The organism is Rhizobium phaseoli (genome assembly GCF_001664385.1).
In the GTDB taxonomy this organism is placed as follows: domain Bacteria; phylum Pseudomonadota; class Alphaproteobacteria; order Rhizobiales; family Rhizobiaceae; genus Rhizobium; species Rhizobium phaseoli.
In genome coordinates this window covers 771,565-791,487 of the sequence record NZ_CP013536.1, presented here as the reverse complement: position 1 = coordinate 791,487, position 19,923 = coordinate 771,565, and the positions used below count along the sequence as shown (strand labels likewise).

The following is a 19,923-nucleotide window of genomic DNA, read 5'->3' as shown; positions in this document are numbered from 1 at the left end:
CACAAATAGGCATGAAATGAGGAAACGCGCCAGATCGCGTTTCCTCTCGGCTAGTTTAGATCACCGACCCAATCGGTTCAGGCTCGAACCACAGATCGGAGTCGCTCGTGACCTCCTCGTGACTGTTCATGAAGTCCTGTAGCGATATCACATCGGCGCTAAACTCAGAGTTTGCGCCATCGCCATGAGCAGCGCTTTCTAGTGCGATCGGCTGGATATCATGACGCTCCATGGTGTTGATCATCGGGAACGAGATGATCTCGGCGCTCGCTGTAAGAGAAGCTTCCGAGGTTTCCCCCGACGCCGACTCGATCGACACCGACTCGGGTGCAGCGACGTGCGTGCTCGTGGTGGCGACATCACCTTCCGCAGCGCTGCTACCGGTGTCACCGTTGAGGAAATCATCGATATTGACGATTTCGTCGACTTCGCTGTCCGGATCGTCGAAGACCAACCACTCGCCATCCTCTACCCATATTGTGGTGTTCGGACCATCGATCTGCACGGTAACGTCGTCGTAGACTGAGAGGATGTAGCTGGATCGAGGACCGTCGAATATGACGGTGTCGGATCCTGTTCCACCATAGAGGTCGTTGCTGCCGTCGCCGGCATGGATCACATCATTGCCGGACCCTGCTTCGACATGGTCACCGCCTTTGGCAAAGATCGTATCGCTGCCGCCATACCCATATATAACATCGCGTCCGGACGTACCTTGAATTGTGTCGGCGCCATCTGTGCCAGCGAACTCGCGCGCCACATGTGCATCAAGGAAGCAGCGATATCGACTGAGTGGTCAGAGCCACCCTCTGGGGCGCCAAACGTTATCATCTCCGCGTCCCGGATGATGGAGTTGATGCCATCCGCCTGGACGAGAACAGTATGAGTATCGACCGCGGCCAGAGTGAAGTCTGAGAACACGCCGGTGAATATGACCGTGTCGTCCCCATCGCCGGCGTTAATAACGTCGTTGCCGGCGCCACCATTGATCACATCGTCTCCTGCACCCGCATTGACAATATCGCTGCCGTTGTCAGCGGTGATTGTGTCGTCTCCCTCTAGGCCGTTGATGATGTCGTTGGACGCAGTGCCATTCAAGCTATCGTCGGCGGCAGTTCCCTCGATCAACGCTGCCGTCTGCAAAAGCGGGGCAAGATCGCTGACGTTGTAATTCTGGCCGCCGAGCGCAATGATCTCGACGTCAAGGAGCATGTCGATGCCGTCTAACGCACCGACAATCGTTACGGCGTCATCAGCGGTACGAAAGATTGTATATTCAGCAATATTGCCGCCCGAAAGGGCCACCGTATCGCTGCCATCACCGCCGTCAATCGAGTCATTGCCGACGTCTGCGACGACGAAATCATTGCCCTCACCGCCAAGAACAATATCGTTGCCGATCCCATTCTCTAAGTGATCGTTGCCAGCGCCTCCAAGCAATGTATCGTCGCCGAGCCAGCCATAAAGAGAATCGTCACCAGCGTTGCCGGTAAACACATTGCCAGTGGCACTGCCCCAGAGAGTGTCGTCGAACGCTGTACCGATGACATTCTCAACAGAGTCGAAAGTGTCGCCGCTCGCGTCGCCGCCGTCACCTCCGTAATCGAGGTCAAGCGAGACGCCTTCGGACGACGCACTGTAGTCGACGGTGTCCCGCCCGCCCCAACCGTGAAAATCCTGTTCGTCGGCATTGCCAGCAAGAACGTTATCAGCGTCACGTTGTAGGTTCGTCAAGTCGACCGTGGGGACCGTGTTATTTTCGTAGCCATCCGGTCTCAGGTGGAAGCCTTCCCAACGCACCTCGTGCTCCGATGTCGGATCCCCAACAAGGTCGTATGTCTTCGGCACAATGTAGGCCGCATTCTTGGACGGGTCATATCTCGTGGTGTCGGAAGAGGTGACATTGATCTGCTGAACGGTCGTCGTTACCTCCAACCGACCGGTGATCCCATCCCCGACGAAATGAATGCCAGCAGCGCCGTCCACGAACCCTTCCAGGACGAAGTGGCCGAAAATAGCGACAAGGCCGTTTGCACCCCCGCTAAGCGCCGTCTGATCGAATCCAGGCGTATCGAAGTAATCCATCTGGCTTCTGGTTTCAGTCCGCGTCATACTTTCAGAGTAATGCCAATCCCATCCGTCATTACCGTGATGGTCGAATGTATAATCAAAAACGAATCCAGTATCCTCGTTCTCGATATCTTGAACAACAACAGCATTGGTAATTTCCGTACCCTCTACGAATATCTTATCCTGCTGCTCCAAGTTGATAATGATGTAATCATAGGACCATTCATTGTCGTAATTGAACAGAGAGAATAGCGCGCTCGTGCTCAGGTTCTTTAAGAGATCTTCTGTAATCCCGTCAACGCTCACAGACAACACATACGTGTTGTCTGCAAAATAGAATGAATCAGCACCGTCTCCGCCCCAAATAACGGTTTGGACTTGGGATGACCCGTTGTCGAGCGGCGGCATCACGAAGTGCGCCACATCGTCACCAGCACCCAAAGAGACAATGTCAGAACCACCACCCACTGAGACGATGTCGTTTCCGGCACCAGCAAAAACCATATCGTTCCCAGCGTCTTCAGCCACCGCTTCGCTGCCAGCGTATATGGTATCCGCGCCGCTGCCGCCGTCGATGTAGTCATCCCCGTTGCCGCCGCTGATCGCATCGTCATTGTCGCCGCCAAAGGCAATGTCGTTGCCGTCGCCACCGTCCAGAGTGTCGTCGCCCTCTCGACCAATTAAAGTCGTATAAGAGACCTGCCCTTGTCACACCACGAATAAAGGCGTTCGCCTCGCTGCTGAACGAGTTGGCATTGATCTCAGCAGCTTTTCCCAACCAGTATTCAAAATCGTCATACGCGCTGTCCGATTCGATGATCGAGAGCAGATAATTATAGCCCTCCCAGTAATGTGGCCCACCTTCGTACGTGATCGCGTTCAACACAGCTAACTGCGTTTCCGAGAGCGTAATCATCGAAGCCCTCTTTGAGTCGAGTTATTTAGGTAATTTCCAGCTTCGAAGCAGGCGAGCCAGCGTCTTGCCAATATTAGCGTGAAACGGAATGGCCTCTCCAGGCGCCAAGAAATGCACGGCAAGATGCTCTTCTTTGAGATCGAGGAACCCTTGGCATACTTGGCGCGGAGTTCCCTTTAGGCATGTGAACAAAAGACTTTGCTCAGGGCCTGTCGTAAAGGAAGCAAAGTCTCGGAACTCGGGCCCCTCAGTCTTTACCACGGTGAGTTCGCCCCTCTGTTCTGTCGTTCGGTTCAATTGGAGAACGTTGGCGATTAGTCGATCAGGATTAGTATCGGCAGGAGGCTGAGTTTCGTAATATTTGACGGTCGTGATTTTAATTACCCAATCCTCGAGGGTTGGTGTCGGCCTGCCCTTCTCCGAGGGATTGAACTCAGGTTTCCAGAACAAATCCCTTTCTGGCGCTTCGCCGTCGGGGATCCAGAACTGCACTCCTAAACCCTTCAATTTGCAACTGGCCATGACTTTCGGTGGCCTAGGATGAAGGTACTTCCAGGGAACAGCATAACGATGAGGGCCGATGTCGACATAGAACGGTCGCTCGGGATCAAGAGCGATTCCGTACGTCGCTTCATATCGCTCTTTTGGCTGAACGCATGCGGCAGGTGCGGCCACTTCGTCCCGACCCGCCGCTAATGCAGCGCCCTGTTGAGCGATCAAAAACAACATCGCGGCCTGAGCAACGTTCCGGACAAGGCGCCCGATCGCTTTGCCAAAAATTTTTCTATGATCGGAACGCATGCATCAGCACCCCAGCGGAACACAGCTCCCGACAGAAATAACTTAGTTGTGTTAGGCTGAGTGAAGACATAGGGCGCTCCCACGTCACGCACTGTGCTTCACTGAATTCTGCCTGTAATAATTTGTGCGAATGGCAACGCTTAGTCAATCAGCGTTTGCAATCTTTTCTTCGTACAAGTTATAGTCATCAGGTCCAGTCGAGATGTGCCACGATAGGATAAAACTCGGAGGGCGCCTCGTACTTGGCCTAAAGCAAGCCTGCTTCCGTTGGCCAAATCAAGGATCCAGGGAGTGATTCGCTTTTCGGGATCGGTGCAGAAGGTCGAGCCGATAGCAAACGCGGCCTAATCCCGCGCTCGGTCCTCCCGCTGAAATTCATCGGAATAGTACGGCACCTTCGTCGACGGCGGAATCGCGTTCGACCGAATGTCACGCCGTCGCCCGAGCACGCCAAGAAAGGCCATCATACCTACAACCGGTGGCACCCAGACCGGCCAGAAGAAGATGAATAATAGGCCGATCACGGGCGATATCCCCCAGGTTAGGAACTTCACCAGATAAAATGTGGATACGAGGGCGACGATTGAAATAACGATCCATCTTCGGAGGAATCGAAGAAAAGTAGTCATCTTAAACGCGACTTCTATCAGCATCCTGATGTGCCTCTGCGGAATGATCGACAACTATAGCATACGCCGCTCTAACGCGCATCGCTCACGTTCCTTGCTGAAATACTGGCACCCCTCGTAACGCCCCAAGCCCCGCCCTCTGAGGAAATATTCGATCGCGTGGTTGAGATGAAGCAGGTGGACAATTTCTGCCAATTGCGTGGCACGTTCCTTCGCAAATACAAAGGACGCTCACAGCGTTGCCGACTGTGCCCCGTGTATTGAAATGGCATCAGTCGCAACGTGTGCTCTGTGGAGTGGGTGCTCGGGAGATCGACACTAGCTTCAAATCTTCGGATCAAAGCTGCAGCCCTTTTCCAATTACGGTCTACACTGGCATCATAATCCTAGACCCGGACGGAATCGTTGTCAGCTGGAGCAAAGGCGCCAATCTGCTTCGCTGGACTCCCGATGGACAATAAGTGGTCACCAAGGAACCAAAGCTTTGTCGGCGGCAAACGGTCTATAACGCAACGGAGAAGTTCGGTCGTGTCGTGGAAGCAGGTAGAACTCGTCTGTGGGATCTCCTGCGATGCAAGACTTTGTTGGCACTGAGGAACAAAAGGCCGCTTGCGGCGGCCTTCCGCATTCTGAAAATCTAGGCCTTCGTTCAGCCAGCGGCCTTGATGCTCGTGTTGCAAAGGCTCCAATAGCCGCCGCCCTTCTGGATCCACTTCAGATCTCCAAGCGTGCCGGCGTCCTTGGCCGAATGATAGGCATCGACGCAGGTATGGAGGCGGGCCTTTGCAGGCGTCTCGGTCGAATATTTCTTGTCGATCGCCTTCGGGAACTTGACGCTCTTCGGCGCCGCGGTCGTCGCCTTTTCGGGTTCCTTGTCAGTTGTCTTTGCGACGTCCGCCTCGTCTTCCTTGTCGGCGGCAGCAGCGTCCGCGCCACAGAATTTGGCGCGGAAATCGTTCCACTTCATGTCTTTGGCAGAGCCGTCAGCTTTGGCCGCCTGATATTTTGTGCTGCATTCCTTCATTGTCAGCGCGTGCGCCGGCGTCGACATGATAAATGCAGCAAGCAACGATCCGGCAGCGGAGAGAAGCAATTTGTGCGACATGTGATTGGCCTCGGTCGATGATGTTGACGTTTCCATCTTCTCTTCCGCCTGCGCTATGGCGCCGATGACGGAAGGGCTCCATTGGTGCTCCTGCTCAATGAACCTCCGATGAACAGTGGCGCTGACAAATCATCGCAGCCACACCCGCGCATGCGGGCGACCCAGCAAGTTCTGAACGTCGACATAAGCCTTTTGGATAGATATTCGCCGTGCCCCAGCGCAGTTACAATCCTCGCGCGAAATGATGGGGATGGGGGATGCGTCGCAGTTATCGCAATCCGCAGAAGCGGTCGGTGCTTCTCAAGTTTCCGGGTTTGGTCATCGGCGCGCTCGCCTTTGGTGCTGCCGGCGGCTGGACCGCGAGCGACTTGCTGGCCTCATGGAGCGCTTCGGGCAGCTCCGGACAAACGTGCAAGATCAAGGGCAATGTCAGCATCAATACCGGCGAGCGCACCTTCCACGTACCGGGGCAGCGATACTACGCACAAACGAAGATCAGTCCCCAGTATGGCGAACGTTGGTTCTGCTCGGAAGCCGAAGCTTGGGCGGCCGGTTGGCGGAAATCGAAATCGTAATGAAGTGAGGATTCGGAATGGACGATCCTTTGTGGCACCGCGTGCTTTCGGGGCCACTGCCTGACTAGTTGCTAGGATGTTCATGTTTTCGGCCAGAAAGATCGCATAATGGATCGAAGGGAACAGCAATTCATCGGACACGCCGAGGGGCGGTACGGTGAAGGGAACTACGCCGGCAAGCGCGCCTCGGCAAAATGGTCGGCGGCCTCTTTCAGCACCTCTTCTGCCCACTGGTTCAGACTCTTTCCCGAAAGCTCAGCAGCAAGAGCTGCTCGGCGATGGACTTCGGGAGCGACACGAAACATCATCTTCCCAGAATAGGGTCGCTGAGGCTCTTTGCCGATTTTCCTGCAGGTCTCCAGGTAGTCATCGACTGCCTCATGGAAGGCTTTCTTGAGTTCAGCGACACTGTCACCGTGAAAGCCGATTACATCGGAGATACCTGCAATCCTGCCGAAAAACACATCGTCCTCAGCGTCGAATTCGATGCGAGCGTGATATCCGTTGTAGGTCATGATGTTCATGGCGTTCCTCCAATCTGCATCAGGAACTCGCGAGCATCGCGCACCTGATAACGCTTTGCTTCCTTGGCCGGATGTGGTCTATGGAAGCTCGCAATGATCCCGTCCTTTTCAAACTTAACGCGGGAACCGTTCCCCTCAATGAGGTCGGCCCCGGCAGCCACAAGCAGATTCTCTATAGCGGCCCATTCGATGGTTCCCGAGACCGGGTCCTTGAAGACCGCCGCGAGAGTCTTTCTCTGCTTGCTGTTCATGCTAGCAAATATAGAGACGCTTGCTGATTATGCAAGCACAAACTCAACCTCTGGAATTCATCCCAAAGGTCGAACGGAGGGCGTGGTGGGGCAATAATCGGGTCGGCAGTTCGTATCCCTTCAAAGGCGTGGTATTCGAACCGGCGACCCTGCTGTTCCAGCACCTATCCTTTTGACGACTATTTACTAATGTGGCATGGCAGTTGCCTTCTCTTACTTCACAACGCGATACGCGATATGCCGAGCGAGCGGCGTCTCGAGCATGCTGGTGGGCTCAAGCTTGATTTGCTCGGGCAGCGTGTCAAACAGGCGAGTCCCAGCGCCAAAGAGCACCGGCACGATATGCAACTCGATCTCGTCGACGAGCCCGCCGGCCAGAGCTTGACGAAAGATATCGGCTCCGCCCATGAGGCTCACATCCTTGTCTCTGGCCGCCGACGTCGCCTGCTTCACCGCGTCGGGAATTGTCCTAACCGCGTGATAGATTCCAGTGCTGTGCGAGGCGAGTAACGGCCGGTGGGTGACGACGAAAAGCGGCAGCCTTAGCGCACCCGTCGGCCCGTTCTCGTCCCAGTATGGGATCGAGTCGTCATAGCATTTGCGCCCGCAGATCACGGCGCCAATATTGCTGGTGAGGCGCTGGACATATGCATCGCCCTCTGCACCGCTGCTGAAGAACCATTCGTGAAGAAATTCGCCGTTCTTGCCGAGTGGTTCCTCCCTGGTCTGGTTTCCTGCGGTAATGAAGCCGTCGAGCGACATGCTGATATTGAAAGCGACCTTGGTCATGTTCGTTCTCCGCGACCGATCGGTTAAGGTTACGCTTTCATGACGTATGAGCGTCGGTCAAATCTACATCTGGGGCAGCGAATACGTCGCGGCCTTTTGAAGCGTCCCAACCCCTCGGCCATTATCGGACTTATGGGGGTGATCCGGACGCTGCGGTCGGAAGGCATAATCCGGTTTGAGTTTCCCACACCCTTATCCGTTATCAGGACCGAGAGTTTTCCCGATGCACCTATCGCAGAAGTGCAGATCAAAGCCGTCGGAAAGTCGGTGCATGCAGCGCGGGTCACCATAGTAGAAGTCACGGTCCAGGGGCTTGAGCGTGTTCCCTATTTGCGATCTTCTGCCAAACGGAAACATGTCGATCGCTGACCTTTGTAAACGGCTCCTTTTTCCAGCCACCCCATCGGTCTTTGAGTTTCAAGCCGGCCAGTCGCGCCATAAGATCGAATTCCGCTGGCCATGCATAACGAAATGGGACGGAGAAATGCCTATAGCTTCCGTCCCGGAACCAGATGTGATGGGACGAGAAGTTTTGGTTTACCACGTCGTATTCGTCGATGCCCCAATGCGTCTCGGAGCGGCCGAACGCCAGGAGCGTCTCACCGAGCGGAAGCCGCTGAAGCGGCGGTACACCAACCTCGATCAGGAAGTACCCACCAGTTTCCAGATGCGCGGCCGCGTTTAAAAAGCAAGCGACCTGCGCTTCCTGCGAAGTCAGGTTGTTGATCGTGTTGAAGGCCAGATAAACGAGGGAAAAGCGCCGCTCGACACGGGTCGTGACCATGTCGCCGATCACCACCGGAATTTCCGCGCCGCCCTCTTTGGCGCGAAGGCGAGACACCATCGCTCTCGAAAGCTCGATGCCTTCCACCTGAACCCCTTTCCGCGCGAGAGGGAGCGCCAAGCGGCCCGTACCGATCGCGAACTCCAGGACCCGCCCACCTCCTGCCAACTCGGCCAGGAGATTGACCGCCGGATCAACGACCTCCGGGGCCGAGATGCCACCCTCGTCGTCATAGGTTGCTGCAATCTCTTCGTCAAAAAGCCCGTCGTCGTGCATCTTGCTTACCTCGCTGATAATGCGGTTGCTTGAGGACCGGTTTCGCCATCACCTTGCCCGCCGCTTCGCGGGCATCGCAAAAGTTGGCGCTTGCGACCGCGCCACCTCGCGGATCTCATGGCGCGCGACACCTATATCGGCCAGATCACGGTCCGATAGCCACTGTAGTGCCTCTTCCGTCTCGCGCCGTTGCCACCAGCTAAAGATGACGGGCGCTCGCAAAGCTGCCAGCTTCGTCAACAAGCTCGGAGCAAAGCGATCCGAAAATTCAGTTTGTCGGAGTTCGAATGTCATAACTTACGTCCAAGTTGTTCTGCGGTGATATCAATCTAGTGAAATGTCGTCCGACGTGTTATCGGCAGTCTGTCAAATTGTGTCTGTGAGACGCCATGATTGCCCGTGACAACCTGACCAATGTTCATCTGCCGGAAGACGAGTTCGGGGACTATCCGCACACGGCCGTTGCCCAGGGTGGAGCAGAGCCGGCCGGGCGAACCTATTCTTTCCACACGCACCACCGCGCTCAGCTTTTCCAGATCGTACGTGGATCGCTAAGACTGGAGACCGAGCGGGGCTACTTCATCGTTCCGCCTGAACGTGCCGTATTCGTGCCGTCCGGCGTCCTCCACGAAGTGACATACCTGCAGGAGACGGAGCGCAGCTACCTCTTCTTTCGCCCCGACGCGGTCGTGAACCTCAGCTCCCACGTCTGCGTGATCGGTACGACACCGCTCCTGCGCGAACTGATCCTGGCGTTCCTCGAGATACCTCGTGCGGACGCCGGCAGTGCCCGTGCCGAACGGCTTGTCGCCGTCATTCTCGACCAGCTTGAGACGAGTCCGGTCGCGCCGCTGTCCCTTCTCTCGCCGGCATCCGAACGCCTCCGGAGAATCGCTTCGGATATCCGGAACGAACCGGGTGCAGATTGGCCTCTCGATGAACTTGCGTCACGGGCGGCCATGTCCCCCCGAAGCTTCCAGCGCCATTTCCAAGCGGAGACAGGCGTGAGTTTCCGCGCCTGGCGCCAGCAGGCGAAACTCCTCAAAGCAGTGGAGTGGCTCGCCGCCGGTCGAAGCGTCAGCGATATCGCCTTCTCGCTCGGCTACTCGGGCCCCAGCGCCTTCATTGCGGTGTTCAGGACGGCCTTCGGGGTCTCTCCCGGACAGTATTTCCAGCCGTAAACGAAGCCTTGTCTCCGGCGGGCGTCTTCCTTTGGGTCTGCCCTTGCCTGTACGCCCTCGAAAAGGTGGCTGGCGGATAGCTTTCTGCTGCGATGAGTGTGTTTGCGCGCGTTTCGTGACACTTTGATCCCGATGCCGGCGACGAAGGCACCGAGAACCGTGTGCACACCGATCAGGTCGGTGATTATCGCCATCGCGCCCATGATCGCGACAATGGCGCTGCGGACAGGCAAATCGCTTTTGAATTTATCTTTAGTCGGCCGAATGATTTCGAAGACGACGCCATCAGCCATTCCACAAGCGGGGTGGAGCGGCTTTGTTGACGGGATTCCCGGAGCCTAATCGACGCCGGTAATCTCGGGATCGAAAGCAATGATCTTTTCTGCAGGCGGATTTCCGTCGCGTCTGCTCGCAGCCAGCAGAAGTGCGGCGGCGACTTCGCCCATCTGACGCCGCGGCGAGATCGACGTCGCAATCCTGACGGGGAGGGCGCGGGCGACGTCAAGCCCGTTAAACCCGGCAATCAGAATGTCGGCGGGGCTGGAAACGCCGAGTTCCAGGCACGCGAAGACGCCGCCGGTCGCCATGTCGTCGTTGGAATAGTAAATGCAATCGAGATCGCGCGTCTCCGCGAGCATGGACATTGTCAGCCGCTTGCCGTGGGCCACCGAGGAAAAGGCGGCGTTGAACCGCTCATCGACGAAGGAAAGGCCGCTTTCGCGCAGGGCCTTCTCAAAACCGGCCTTGCGTTTGCCCGCCCGCAAGTCCCTGTCGATCGCGCTGCCGATATAGCCAAACCGCCGCCGGCCGCCGGCCAAAAGCGCTTTTGCCATTTCCTCTCCCGCCTTCCCGTGAGACAGCCCGACGTTGAAATCGATGGGGGTGCCGTCGAGGTCCATCAGCTGGATGACCGGGATCTCCGCATTCCGCAGCATTTTGACCGTTTCTGCCGGCTGGTCGAGGCCTGTCACGATGATGGCGGCAGGCCGCCAGGAGAGCATGTCGCGGATGATCTCGCGCTCCTTCGCCATGTCGTAGTCGGAGATGCCGAACACCGCCTGCATGCCGGATCCCCGCAATCCGGCCGAAATGCCCGCCAGCATCTCGGGAAAGACGATGTTGGACATGCTCGGAACGACGACGGCGACGAGGTTCGTGCGCTGTGACGACAGCGATAACGCCAGCCGGTTGCCGACATAGCTCAGCCGCTCGGCCTGCTGGAGCACTTTCTCGCGCGTCTCCTTGGAGACGTCGGCCGCACCGCGAAGGGCACGCGATGCCGTCATCTTGCTGACGCCGGCCGCGGCGGCAACCTCTTCCAATGTGGATTTACGCATCGAACCGATTCCTTAGTCGAATTGCCTCGCCAGCGGCCAACACCAGATTCATAGGCTCTTTTCCAAAAAAGGAAAACACGCACTACTTGACATATGCGACCAAAATAGGCGTTGTTACCGATACCGGTATCGATACCAACGACAAAATTCTGGAGCAGAAACGGGACGGACGAGGCTTCGGGCGTCCCCCATCGTACGAATGTTTGACTGCGAAGATCTGCGGATCGGCCAAGCCGGCTTGACCTGCAGGTTGCAGACCTATCTGAATTCGATCGGACATATTCCGATCGCGCCGCCGGCTGCATCACAGAAGGCGACGAGCAGCGCGATCTTGCCGAAGACGCTGGCCGAACGGGAGGAAGAGCCGCTATGCATGTGATGATTTTGGGCGCGGCCGGTATGGTCGGCCGCAAGCTGGTTGAGAAGATCGCGCGCGAGCCGCTGGCTTTCGGCCGGCCCGTCACCCGGCTGACGCTGGCGGACGCCTTTCAGCCGCCGGTGCCGGAACCGCTCCGGCCGGTCTCGACGGCGCTGACGGTCGACCTCGCCGGGGCCGGCGCCGCCGACAGGCTGATCGAAGGCCGGCCGGACCTGATCTTCCATCTCGCCGCCATCGTATCGGGTGAGGCGGAAGCGGATTTCGACAAGGGTTACGCCGTCAATCTCGACGGCACGCGCGCTTTGTTCGATGCGGTCCGTCAGGCCGGTCTCACCAGCAACTATGTGCCGCGCCTCGTCTTCGCGTCCTCGATCGCCGTCTTTGGCACACCGTTCCCCGAGGTCATTCCGGACGAATTCTTCACCACGCCGCTGACGAGCTACGGCACGCAGAAGGCGATCGCCGAACTGCTGCTCGCCGACTATTCCCGCCGAGGCATTTTCGACGGCATCGGCATCCGGCTGCCGACCATCTGCGTGCGGCCCGGCGCACCGAACAAGGCGGCATCGGGCTTCTTCTCCAACATCCTGCGCGAACCGCTGGTCGGCAAGGAAGCGATCCTGCCGGTCAGCGACAACGTGCGGCACTGGTTCGCAAGCCCGCGCGCCGCCGTCGGCTTCTTCGTCCATGCCGCGACGATCGATACGGCACGGATCGGCGCGCGGCGAAATCTCACCATGCCGGGCCTCTCGGCGCTGGTCTCCGAAGAAATCGAAGCTCTGCGCCGCGTGGCCGGCGACAAGGCGGCCGCGCTCATCAAACGCGTGCCCGATCCTGTCATCGAACGCATCGTCGCCGGCTGGCCGACCCAGTTTGATGCCGAGCGCGCTTCTTCGCTCGGCTTCAAGGCGGAGACAAGCTTCGACGAAATCCTGCAGGTGCATATCGAGGATGAACTCGACGGGAGGATCGCATGAGCATATCGGCCAGCGGAGCGGCAAGGATCGCGCTTGTCACCGGCGGCGGCACCGGCGTCGGGCGGGCCATATCGCGGGGGCTCGGCGCTGCCGGCTACACGGTCGTCATTTCAGGACGGCGGGCCGACGTGCTTGAAAAGGCCGCAAGCGAGCTTGGCCGCGAAACCGGCGCGGAGTTCTTCGCGGTTTCCGCCGATGTCGGCAATCCCGACTCCGTTCGCGGGCTCTTCGACGCCATCTCCGAAAAATACGGGCGGCTCGACCTCCTGGTCAACAATGCCGGCGTCACCGTGCCGGGCGTGGCGCTGGAAGAGGTCTCGTTCGAGCAGTGGAGCGCCATCGTCGCCGCCAATCTCACCGGCGCCTTTCTCTGCACCCAGCAGGCCTTCCGGCTGATGAAGAGCCAGAACCCGCGCGGCGGGCGCATCATCAACAACGGCTCCGTCTCCGCCACGACGCCGCGTCCGAATTCCGCGCCTTACACGGCGACGAAACACGCCATCACGGGGCTGACGAAATCCACCGCCCTCGACGGGCGCGAATTCGACATCGCCTGCGGCCAGATCGATATCGGCAATGCCGCAAGCGATATGACGACGAAGATCGCGGCCGGCGTGCTGCAGGCAAACGGCAGTATCGCGGCGGAGGCGACGATCGACCCCGCGCATATTGCCGATGCAGTCGTCTACATGGCGGGCCTGCCGCTCAGCGCCAATGTGCTGACCATGACAGTGATGGCGACGAAGATGCCCTTCGTCGGGCGGGGGTGAGAAGGCGGGCTGCCGCCGGCTGAAAACGACATAGATATATTGCTTGCGTAATGCTCATGATCTGGGAGGAGGGAGTATGGCAAACGTTCAATTTGAAGACGTCCGGAAATCATTCGGCGCGCATCCCGTCATCAAGGGGGTGGATATCGATATTGCCGATGGCGAATTCGTCATCCTCGTCGGCCCGTCAGGCTGCGGTAAGTCGACCCTTCTGAGAATGCTGGCCGGTCTCGAGAATATTTCCGGCGGCGAGATCAAGATCGGCGGGCGGGTCGTCAACACACTGCCGCCCAAGGACCGCGACATCGCGATGGTCTTCCAGAACTATGCGCTCTATCCGCACATGACCGTGGAGCAGAACATGGGCTTTTCGCTCATGCTCAACAAGGCGCCCAAAGCGGAAGCCGAGAAACGGGTGAAATATGCGGCCGGCATCCTCGGCCTCGACAAGCTGCTCGACCGTTATCCGCGCCAGCTTTCCGGCGGCCAGCGCCAGCGCGTCGCCATGGGCCGCGCCATCGTGCGCGATCCCGAGGTCTTCCTGTTCGACGAGCCGCTCTCCAACCTCGATGCGAAATTGCGCGTCGCCATGCGCGCCGAGATCAAGGAACTGCACCAGCGCCTGAAGACGACGACCGTCTACGTCACCCATGACCAGATCGAGGCGATGACGATGGCCGACAAGATTGTCGTCATGCATGACGGCATCGTCGAGCAGATCGGCTCGCCGCTCGAGCTTTACGACCGTCCCGCCAATCTCTTCGTCGGCGGCTTCATCGGCTCGCCGGCGATGAACATGATCCACGGCAGGCTCGATCCGGAAAATCCCGGTCAATTCGTTGCGGCCAACGGTACGCGGCTGCCGGTCGCCAACCCGCCAGCAAGTGCTGTCGGCCGCGACCTCGTCTACGGGCTGCGCCCCGAATACATCTCGCTCGATCCGAACGGCCTGCCTGCCGAAATCGTGGTGATCGAGCCGACCGGTTATGAGACCCATCTGACCGTCCGACTTGGCGGCAGCGAAGTCAGCTGCGTCTTCCGCGAGCGTGTCGATGCCCGCCCGGGCGAAGCCATCCGCGTGGCGATCGACGCCGCGCATGTCCACCTCTTCGATGCCGAAGGCGGTAAGAGGTTGACCGACTGACGCCATCCGGCGGCGGCCCGGGAGAGGAGGAGTCTTCCCTGCCGCCGGACAGCAAGCATCGGGGTAGCTAGCGCTCCCGGGATGCCAGACCGCCGTTCACCAAGCGGGAGGTGGACGTCGGAGAATGCTCCCGCTGTTTCAATGAGGAGGAATCTCATGAGGATCAAGAGACGTGAATTTCTTGCCGCATCGGCAGCCGTTGCCGGCGTTGCCGGTCTCGGCATCAAGCCATCCTTTGCGCAGGCCGAGCCGACCTACACGCCGGAAAGCGGCGCAAGCCTCAGGCTGCTGCGCTGGACGCCTTTCGTGAAGGGCGACGAGGAGGCCTGGATCGCCAACACCAAGAAGTTCACCGAAGCCACAGGCGTGGAAGTGCGCATCGACAAGGAAAGCTGGGAGGACATCCGCCCGAAGGCAGCCGTTGCCGCCAATGTCGGCTCCGGACCCGATCTCATCATGTGCTGGTTCGACGACGCCCACCAATATCCCGACAAGCTGGTCGATCTCACCGAACTCGGCAACTATCTCGGCAACAAGTACGAAGGCTGGTACGACGGCGTGAAGGGCTATGCCACCCGCGGCGACACCTTCATCGCCATGCCGCTGACGGCGATCGGCAATGCCGTCGTCTATCGCGACACCCATGTGAAAGCCGCCGGCTTCAACGAATTCCCGAACGATACCGCAGGCTTCCTCGAGCTTTGCAAGGCGATGAAGGCAAAGGGCACGCCCGCCGGCTTTCCGCACGGCAAGGCGGTCGGCGACGGCAATAACTATGCGCATTGGCTGCTCTGGAGCCATGGCGGCAAGATGGTCGACGAAGGTGGCAAGGTGACGATCAACAGCCCCGAGACGCTGGCGTCGATCAACTATGCCAAGGAACTTTACGCGACCTTCATTCCGGGCACGGAAAGCTGGCAGGATGTCAATAACAACCGCGCCTTCCTGGCCGGCCAGGTATCGCTGATCGCCAACGGCGTCTCGGTCTATTACACGGCGAAGAACGACCCGAAGCTCGCCGAGATCGCCAAGGACATCCGCACGACGAACTTCCCGATCGGACCGGTCGGCAAGAGCGTCGAGCTTTTCCAGACGAGCTCGCTGCTTCTCTTCAAACACAGCAAATATCCGGAAGCGGCCAAGGCCTATATCAAGTTCATGATGGAGGCCAACCAGATGAATGCCTGGATCCAGGGATCCAGCGCCTATTGCTGCCAGCCGCTGAAGGCCTTCGCCAACAACCCGATCTGGACCGCCGATCCGGTCCACGCGCCCTATGCCCGCGCCTCGGAAAGGCTGCGCCCGAACGGCTATGCCGGCCCGCTCGGTTATGCCTCGGCCGCGACCATGGCCGACTATGTGCTGGTCGACATGTATGCCGCCGCCGTCACCGGCCAGATGTCGCCGGAGGATGCGATGAAGGAAGCCGAACGCCGGGCGAACCGCTACTACCGCGTCTGATCCAGAGTCAGGAAGACGGCATGCCGGCAGCCGGCATGCCGTCGTCTCTCAAGAACTGAATGCAATCTGGAGGCAAGCAATGTCGACCTTGAAATCCGGGGATAGGCGTGGACCGATCTCCTCGCTTATGCAGAACAACAATGTGCTCGGCTTCCTGTTCATGCTGCCGGCCGCGGTGTTCCTTGTCTGCTTCCTGACCTACCCTCTGGGGCTCGGCGTCTGGCTTGGCTTCACCGATACGCGGATCGGCCGCGACGGCATCTTCATCGGCCTGGAAAACTATCAGTTCCTCGCCGACGACGCCGTCTTCTGGTTGTCGGTCTTCAATACCATTCTCTATACGGTCATCGCTTCGGCGCTGAAATTCGCGCTCGGTCTCTGGCTGGCGCTGCTTTTGAACCAGCACCTTCCGTTCAAATCCTTCTTCCGGGCGATCGTGCTCCTGCCTTGGGTGGTGCCGACGGTGCTTTCGGCGCTCGCCTTCTGGTGGATCTACGATTCCCAGTTTTCGATCGTTTCCTGGTCACTGATGAAACTCGGGCTGATCAGCGGACCGATCAACTTCCTCGGCGATCCGACCAATGCCCGCATCTCGGTCATCGTCGCCAATGTCTGGCGCGGCATTCCTTTCGTGGCGATCTCGCTGCTCGCCGGCCTGCAGACCATTCCGGCCTCGCTGCAGGAGGCCGCCTCGCTCGACGGCGCGACCAGCTGGCAGCGCTTCCGCTATGTGACGCTGCCGATGCTGACGCCGATCATCGCCGTCGTCATGACCTTCTCGGTGCTCTTCACCTTCACGGATTTCCAGCTGATCTACGTGCTGACCAAGGGCGGGCCGGTCAACGCCACGCATCTGATGGCGACACTCTCCTTCCAGCGCGGCATTCCGGGCGGCCAGCTGGGCGAGGGGGCGGCCATCGCCGTCGCCATGGTGCCCTTCCTGCTCGGCGCCATCATGTTCAGCTTCTTCGGCCTGCAACGCCGCAAATGGCAGCAGGGCGGCCAGGATTAGGGGAAAACAATGTCGACCAATCTCAAAACCGCCAATGAGGTCCTGACGGACAATGCCGAGGGCATGAGCTATCTCAACCGGCTGCCGCGCCGCGTGGTGATGCTCTACCTGCCGATGGCGGTCTTCGTCTTCGTGCTGCTCTTTCCTTTCTACTGGATGGCAATCACCGCGGTGAAGCCGAACGAGCAGCTGACCGACTACAACAATTTCAGCCCGTTCTGGGTGGTCAAGCCAACGCTCGATCACATCAAATATCTGTTCCTGGAGACGTCTTATCCGGGCTGGCTGTGGAATACGATGTTGGTGGCGGTCGGCTCGACGGCGCTGTCGCTGGTAGCCTCGGTGTTCGGCGCCTATGCAATCGAAAGGGTGCGTTTCACCGGCTCGCGGCAGATCGGCCTCGTCATCTTTCTCGCCTATCTCATCCCGCCGTCGATCCTCTTCATCCCGCTCGCCTTCATCGTCTTCAAGCTCGGCATCTACGACTCGCGCCTGGCGCTGATCTTCACTTATCCGACGTTCCTCATTCCCTTCTGCACCTGGCTGCTGATGGGCTATTTCCGCTCGATCCCCTTCGAACTGGAAGAGAGCGCGCTGGTCGACGGCGCCAACCGCTGGCAGATCCTGGTGAAGATCATCCTGCCGCTCGCCGTGCCCGGCCTGATCTCGGCCGGCATCTTCGCCTTCACGCTGTCGTGGAACGAATTCATCTACGCGCTGACATTCATCCAGTCCTCGGAGAACAAGACGATTCCGGTCGGCGTCTTGACCGAACTGGTGCGCGGCGACGTCTTCGAATGGGGATCGCTGATGGCGGGCGCGCTGTTCGGCTCGCTGCCGGTCGTCATGCTCTATTCCTTCTTCGTGGATTATTACGTGTCCTCGATGACGGGTGCGGTGAAGGAGTAGCCAGATGCGGCGGCATCGGCTCAGCCGAAGCCGATCGCCCTGAGCAGCGCCACGCAGACGACGCCGGTGGCGACAGCGACCAGCATCGGCAAACGCAGGGCAGCTAGTGCGGTAACCGCACAGGCGGCGCTCTCTGCGATACCTGTCGCAAAAGCGGTCGGCGCCACCACGGCCATGAGCACGGCGGGCGGTATGGATTCGATCGCCTTGCGCCTGCTGCCGTCCAGCGACACATACCGCAGCAGAAAGAGCCCGCTGACACGCGTCAGGATCGTCGCAGCCGCCATGGCCAGAATGGCGAGCAGGGTCTGCAGGTCGAACGTCATGGCGTCACCTCCAAGCGGCGCATACCGCTGAAGGTCGCGGCCGCGACACCGGCGAGAGCGCCGGCCGCGACGTACCAGACGCCGGGTACGAAGTGGTGGGTCAGCACGGCCGCTGCCGCGCTCGCAAGCAGAATGGCGCCAGTCTCTCGTCCTTTCCAGAATCCCATGACGAGCACGATGAAAACGGCAGGAAAGGCAAAATCCAGCCCAAGCGCTGCGGGATCGCCGAGAAAAGCGCCGAGCGTGGCGCCCGCCAGCCCGGAAAGAACCCATGCCAGATAGAAGGGCGCTGCCAGCCCGGCAAACCATGCCGCCTTCAGCCTCGCCACACCGGCGCGGAATTCCGCCATTGCCCAGATTTCGTCGGCCAGAAAAAGCACCGAGAGATAACGGGCGCGCGGTGAAAACGCCTGCATCTTTGTGACGATCGATGCTCCCATCAATACGTGGCGGATGTTGACGAGAAGGGCTGCGAAACCGAGGCTCGTCCAGGAGGCGGGATGCGTCCAGATATCCATCGCCACGAATTGCGAACCGCCGGCAAAGACGAGCGCGCTCATCAGCCCGGTTTCCAAGGGAGAAAGTCCCTTCGTTGCGGCGACGGCGCCGAAGACAAGCCCAATCGGAATGACGGCGGCAACGAGTGGCGCGATCGCCCGCATTCCGCCTGAAAACTCCGCCCAGATTTCATTGTTGTGCACGTTCAAACCTCCGCTTGATGCCGAGGTCATAGAGCCGGGCCGAACGGACGTCTTGAACGAAAGTGATTATCGCGCCCGATACTGGCCGGGCGTTAATCCGGTACGGGCCTTGAAGTGCCTGGTGAAATGCGCCTGGTCGGCAAAACCGCATTCCAATGCGACCTCTGCCGGCAACTCGCCGGCCTGCAGCCTGCGGCGCGCGCTCCTGATGCGGATATCGGTAAGGAAGGCGTGCGGCGTGATATGGAATTCCTTGCGGAAGGCGCGGATCAGATGCGCGCGGCTGAGCCCGGCAACCGCGGCGAGCTCCTCCAGACCCAGATCGGTCGCGTAATGCTGCGTCAGGTAATCCCGCGCCCGCCGAACCGCTGAACGCTCCGCGGTATCGGTCGGCACGATGATCGAACTTCCATGCTGGCGAAACATCGCGTCAAGCACCAGGAACATGCTCTGGCTGGTCTCCAGCGCCCCGGCTCCCGCCTCCAAGGTCCGGTGCGCACAAAGAAACGCCGCGGCCAGTTTGGGATCATGCAGGATCTGCTTGCCGAAGGCCGGCGTGCCGTGAAAGACGCGGCCGGTGATATCCTCCAGTATTTCGCGAAACAGCGACAGGTCGGGATAGATCATGCGATAGCGATAGCCGCCATCGGTCGGCGCGCCGTCATGCGTCTCGCCCGGATTGATCAAATAGAGATCGCCGGGGCCGGAGGCCTCGCGGGCGCCGCAGATCGTGGCAATCTGGCTGCCGCTCTCGATGGCGCCGATGCTGAACGTATCATGGGCGTGCGGCGCGAACTCATGCGTCAGGAAGGTCGCGCTCAGGCATTCCATGCCGCCGAAGCGCGGATCGCGCCAAAAGCGCGTCGTCTCCGCTCCTGCGAGCGGCATGGCTTCGGTCGCCTGTTCCTGTGAAATGCTCTGCATCGGGCGGATATAGCAGTTTTTCCCCGACGCTTCTTGAACAAAAGTGATCAGCGAAACTGACCCTTTCGCCTTCGAGGCGTCG

Annotated in this window: 22 protein-coding genes and 1 pseudogene; 8 read left to right on the top strand and 15 right to left on the bottom strand. The window is 59.2% G+C overall.

All coding sequences use genetic code 11. The features are described from left to right. Positions 1-55 precede the first annotated feature (55 nt). The 5 genes and pseudogenes from AMC88_RS30840 to AMC88_RS30820 all read right to left on the bottom strand — a co-directional run bounded on the left by AMC88_RS30840 (position 56) and on the right by AMC88_RS30820 (position 5,521). Complete coding sequence (locus AMC88_RS30840; RefSeq protein WP_418314176.1) at positions 56-721, bottom strand: calcium-binding protein; 666 nt, start codon at positions 719-721, stop codon at positions 56-58. Beyond that, positions 616-2,598 (bottom strand): calcium-binding protein, encoded by a 1,983-nt coding sequence (locus AMC88_RS30835; RefSeq protein WP_150128067.1) that lies wholly within the window; start codon positions 2,596-2,598, stop codon positions 616-618. Before AMC88_RS30835 ends, AMC88_RS30840 begins: the two co-directional genes overlap by 106 nt. A 48-nt stretch (positions 2,599-2,646) precedes the next feature. Then, positions 2,647-2,727: pseudogene (locus AMC88_RS34760) on the bottom strand (calcium-binding protein); the annotation flags it as partial. A gap of 280 nt (positions 2,728-3,007) precedes the next feature. After that, positions 3,008-3,787 (bottom strand): hypothetical protein, encoded by a 780-nt coding sequence (locus AMC88_RS30830; RefSeq protein ID WP_064826342.1) that lies wholly within the window; start codon positions 3,785-3,787, stop codon positions 3,008-3,010. Between the two features lie 1,278 nt (positions 3,788-5,065). Next, positions 5,066-5,521 (bottom strand): hypothetical protein, encoded by a 456-nt coding sequence (locus AMC88_RS30820; RefSeq protein ID WP_064826478.1) that lies wholly within the window; start codon positions 5,519-5,521, stop codon positions 5,066-5,068. A 257-nt stretch (positions 5,522-5,778) separates the two neighbouring features. Between AMC88_RS30820 and AMC88_RS30815 the strand changes: the two genes are divergently transcribed. Further along, the gene (locus tag AMC88_RS30815; RefSeq protein WP_064826344.1) at positions 5,779-6,096 is read left to right on the top strand and encodes a sunset domain-containing protein; all 318 of its coding nucleotides are present in this window, start codon (positions 5,779-5,781) and stop codon (positions 6,094-6,096) included. Positions 6,097-6,263: 167 nt separating this feature from the next. Here AMC88_RS30815 and AMC88_RS30810 read toward each other — a convergent pair whose 3' ends face one another. The 5 genes from AMC88_RS30810 to AMC88_RS30790 form a co-directional block, all read right to left on the bottom strand. Next, positions 6,264-6,620, bottom strand: coding sequence for a type II toxin-antitoxin system HicB family antitoxin (locus AMC88_RS30810; RefSeq protein WP_064826345.1), 357 nt, complete (start codon positions 6,618-6,620; stop codon positions 6,264-6,266). Then, positions 6,617-6,871, bottom strand: a complete 255-nt coding sequence (locus tag AMC88_RS30805) for a type II toxin-antitoxin system HicA family toxin (protein ID WP_064826346.1) — start codon at positions 6,869-6,871, stop codon at positions 6,617-6,619. The genes AMC88_RS30810 and AMC88_RS30805 overlap by 4 nt, the downstream gene beginning before the upstream one ends. 213 nt (positions 6,872-7,084) lie before the next feature. Further along, positions 7,085-7,660 (bottom strand): dihydrofolate reductase family protein, encoded by a 576-nt coding sequence (locus AMC88_RS30800; RefSeq protein ID WP_037146207.1) that lies wholly within the window; start codon positions 7,658-7,660, stop codon positions 7,085-7,087. A gap of 298 nt (positions 7,661-7,958) precedes the next feature. Next, positions 7,959-8,720, bottom strand: a complete 762-nt coding sequence (locus tag AMC88_RS30795) for a class I SAM-dependent DNA methyltransferase (protein WP_064826347.1) — start codon at positions 8,718-8,720, stop codon at positions 7,959-7,961. Positions 8,721-8,768: 48 nt separating this feature from the next. After that, positions 8,769-9,014 (bottom strand): DUF1127 domain-containing protein, encoded by a 246-nt coding sequence (locus tag AMC88_RS30790; RefSeq protein ID WP_010678589.1) that lies wholly within the window; start codon positions 9,012-9,014, stop codon positions 8,769-8,771. Positions 9,015-9,109: 95 nt separating this feature from the next. On the opposite strand from AMC88_RS30790, the gene AMC88_RS30785 reads away from it, so the two are divergent. Then, complete coding sequence (locus tag AMC88_RS30785; RefSeq protein WP_064826348.1) at positions 9,110-9,901, top strand: AraC family transcriptional regulator; 792 nt, start codon at positions 9,110-9,112, stop codon at positions 9,899-9,901. Here AMC88_RS30785 and AMC88_RS30780 read toward each other — a convergent pair. Together AMC88_RS30780 and AMC88_RS30775 are read right to left on the bottom strand one after the other, a co-directional pair. Further along, entirely contained in the window at positions 9,823-10,194 is a 372-nt protein-coding gene (locus AMC88_RS30780; RefSeq protein WP_064830285.1) for a hypothetical protein, read from the bottom strand. The two genes, AMC88_RS30785 and AMC88_RS30780, sit on opposite strands and share 79 nt — an antisense overlap. 45 nt (positions 10,195-10,239) lie before the next feature. Beyond that, positions 10,240-11,238 carry a LacI family DNA-binding transcriptional regulator gene (locus tag AMC88_RS30775; protein WP_004680351.1) on the bottom strand — a complete coding sequence of 333 codons (999 nt, stop codon included), beginning with the start codon at positions 11,236-11,238 and terminating at the stop codon, positions 10,240-10,242. A 369-nt stretch (positions 11,239-11,607) separates the two neighbouring features. Here AMC88_RS30775 and denD point away from each other — a divergent pair, with 369 nt between their 5' ends. From denD to AMC88_RS30740, 6 genes are all read left to right on the top strand, one after another. After that, positions 11,608-12,594, top strand: coding sequence for a D-erythronate dehydrogenase (gene denD, locus AMC88_RS30765; RefSeq protein ID WP_037146199.1), 987 nt, complete (start codon positions 11,608-11,610; stop codon positions 12,592-12,594). After that, the gene (locus AMC88_RS30760; protein WP_010023924.1) at positions 12,591-13,364 is read left to right on the top strand and encodes an SDR family oxidoreductase; all 774 of its coding nucleotides are present in this window, start codon (positions 12,591-12,593) and stop codon (positions 13,362-13,364) included. Before denD ends, AMC88_RS30760 begins: the two co-directional genes overlap by 4 nt. A gap of 76 nt (positions 13,365-13,440) precedes the next feature. Further along, the gene (locus AMC88_RS30755) at positions 13,441-14,508 is read left to right on the top strand and encodes an ABC transporter ATP-binding protein (protein WP_012489698.1); all 1,068 of its coding nucleotides are present in this window, start codon (positions 13,441-13,443) and stop codon (positions 14,506-14,508) included. A 156-nt stretch (positions 14,509-14,664) separates the two neighbouring features. Beyond that, entirely contained in the window at positions 14,665-15,969 is a 1,305-nt protein-coding gene (locus AMC88_RS30750; protein WP_064826350.1) for an ABC transporter substrate-binding protein, read from the top strand. Between the two features lie 79 nt (positions 15,970-16,048). Continuing rightward, positions 16,049-16,981 carry a carbohydrate ABC transporter permease gene (locus tag AMC88_RS30745; protein WP_004680343.1) on the top strand — a complete coding sequence of 311 codons (933 nt, stop codon included), beginning with the start codon at positions 16,049-16,051 and terminating at the stop codon, positions 16,979-16,981. Positions 16,982-16,990: 9 nt separating this feature from the next. Continuing rightward, positions 16,991-17,890, top strand: a complete 900-nt coding sequence (locus AMC88_RS30740; RefSeq protein ID WP_064826351.1) for a carbohydrate ABC transporter permease — start codon at positions 16,991-16,993, stop codon at positions 17,888-17,890. 20 nt (positions 17,891-17,910) lie between these two features. Here AMC88_RS30740 and AMC88_RS30735 read toward each other — a convergent pair whose 3' ends face one another. From AMC88_RS30735 to AMC88_RS30725, 3 genes are read right to left on the bottom strand one after another with little or no spacing between them, the layout of a single operon-like run. Further along, positions 17,911-18,216 (bottom strand): AzlD family protein, encoded by a 306-nt coding sequence (locus AMC88_RS30735; RefSeq protein ID WP_004680341.1) that lies wholly within the window; start codon positions 18,214-18,216, stop codon positions 17,911-17,913. After that, positions 18,213-18,947, bottom strand: coding sequence for an AzlC family ABC transporter permease (locus AMC88_RS30730; RefSeq protein ID WP_004680340.1), 735 nt, complete (start codon positions 18,945-18,947; stop codon positions 18,213-18,215). Before AMC88_RS30730 ends, AMC88_RS30735 begins: the two co-directional genes overlap by 4 nt. Before the next feature lie 36 nt (positions 18,948-18,983). Continuing rightward, positions 18,984-19,841 (bottom strand): AraC family transcriptional regulator, encoded by an 858-nt coding sequence (locus AMC88_RS30725; RefSeq protein WP_064824289.1) that lies wholly within the window; start codon positions 19,839-19,841, stop codon positions 18,984-18,986. Positions 19,842-19,923: the final 82 nt, after the last annotated feature.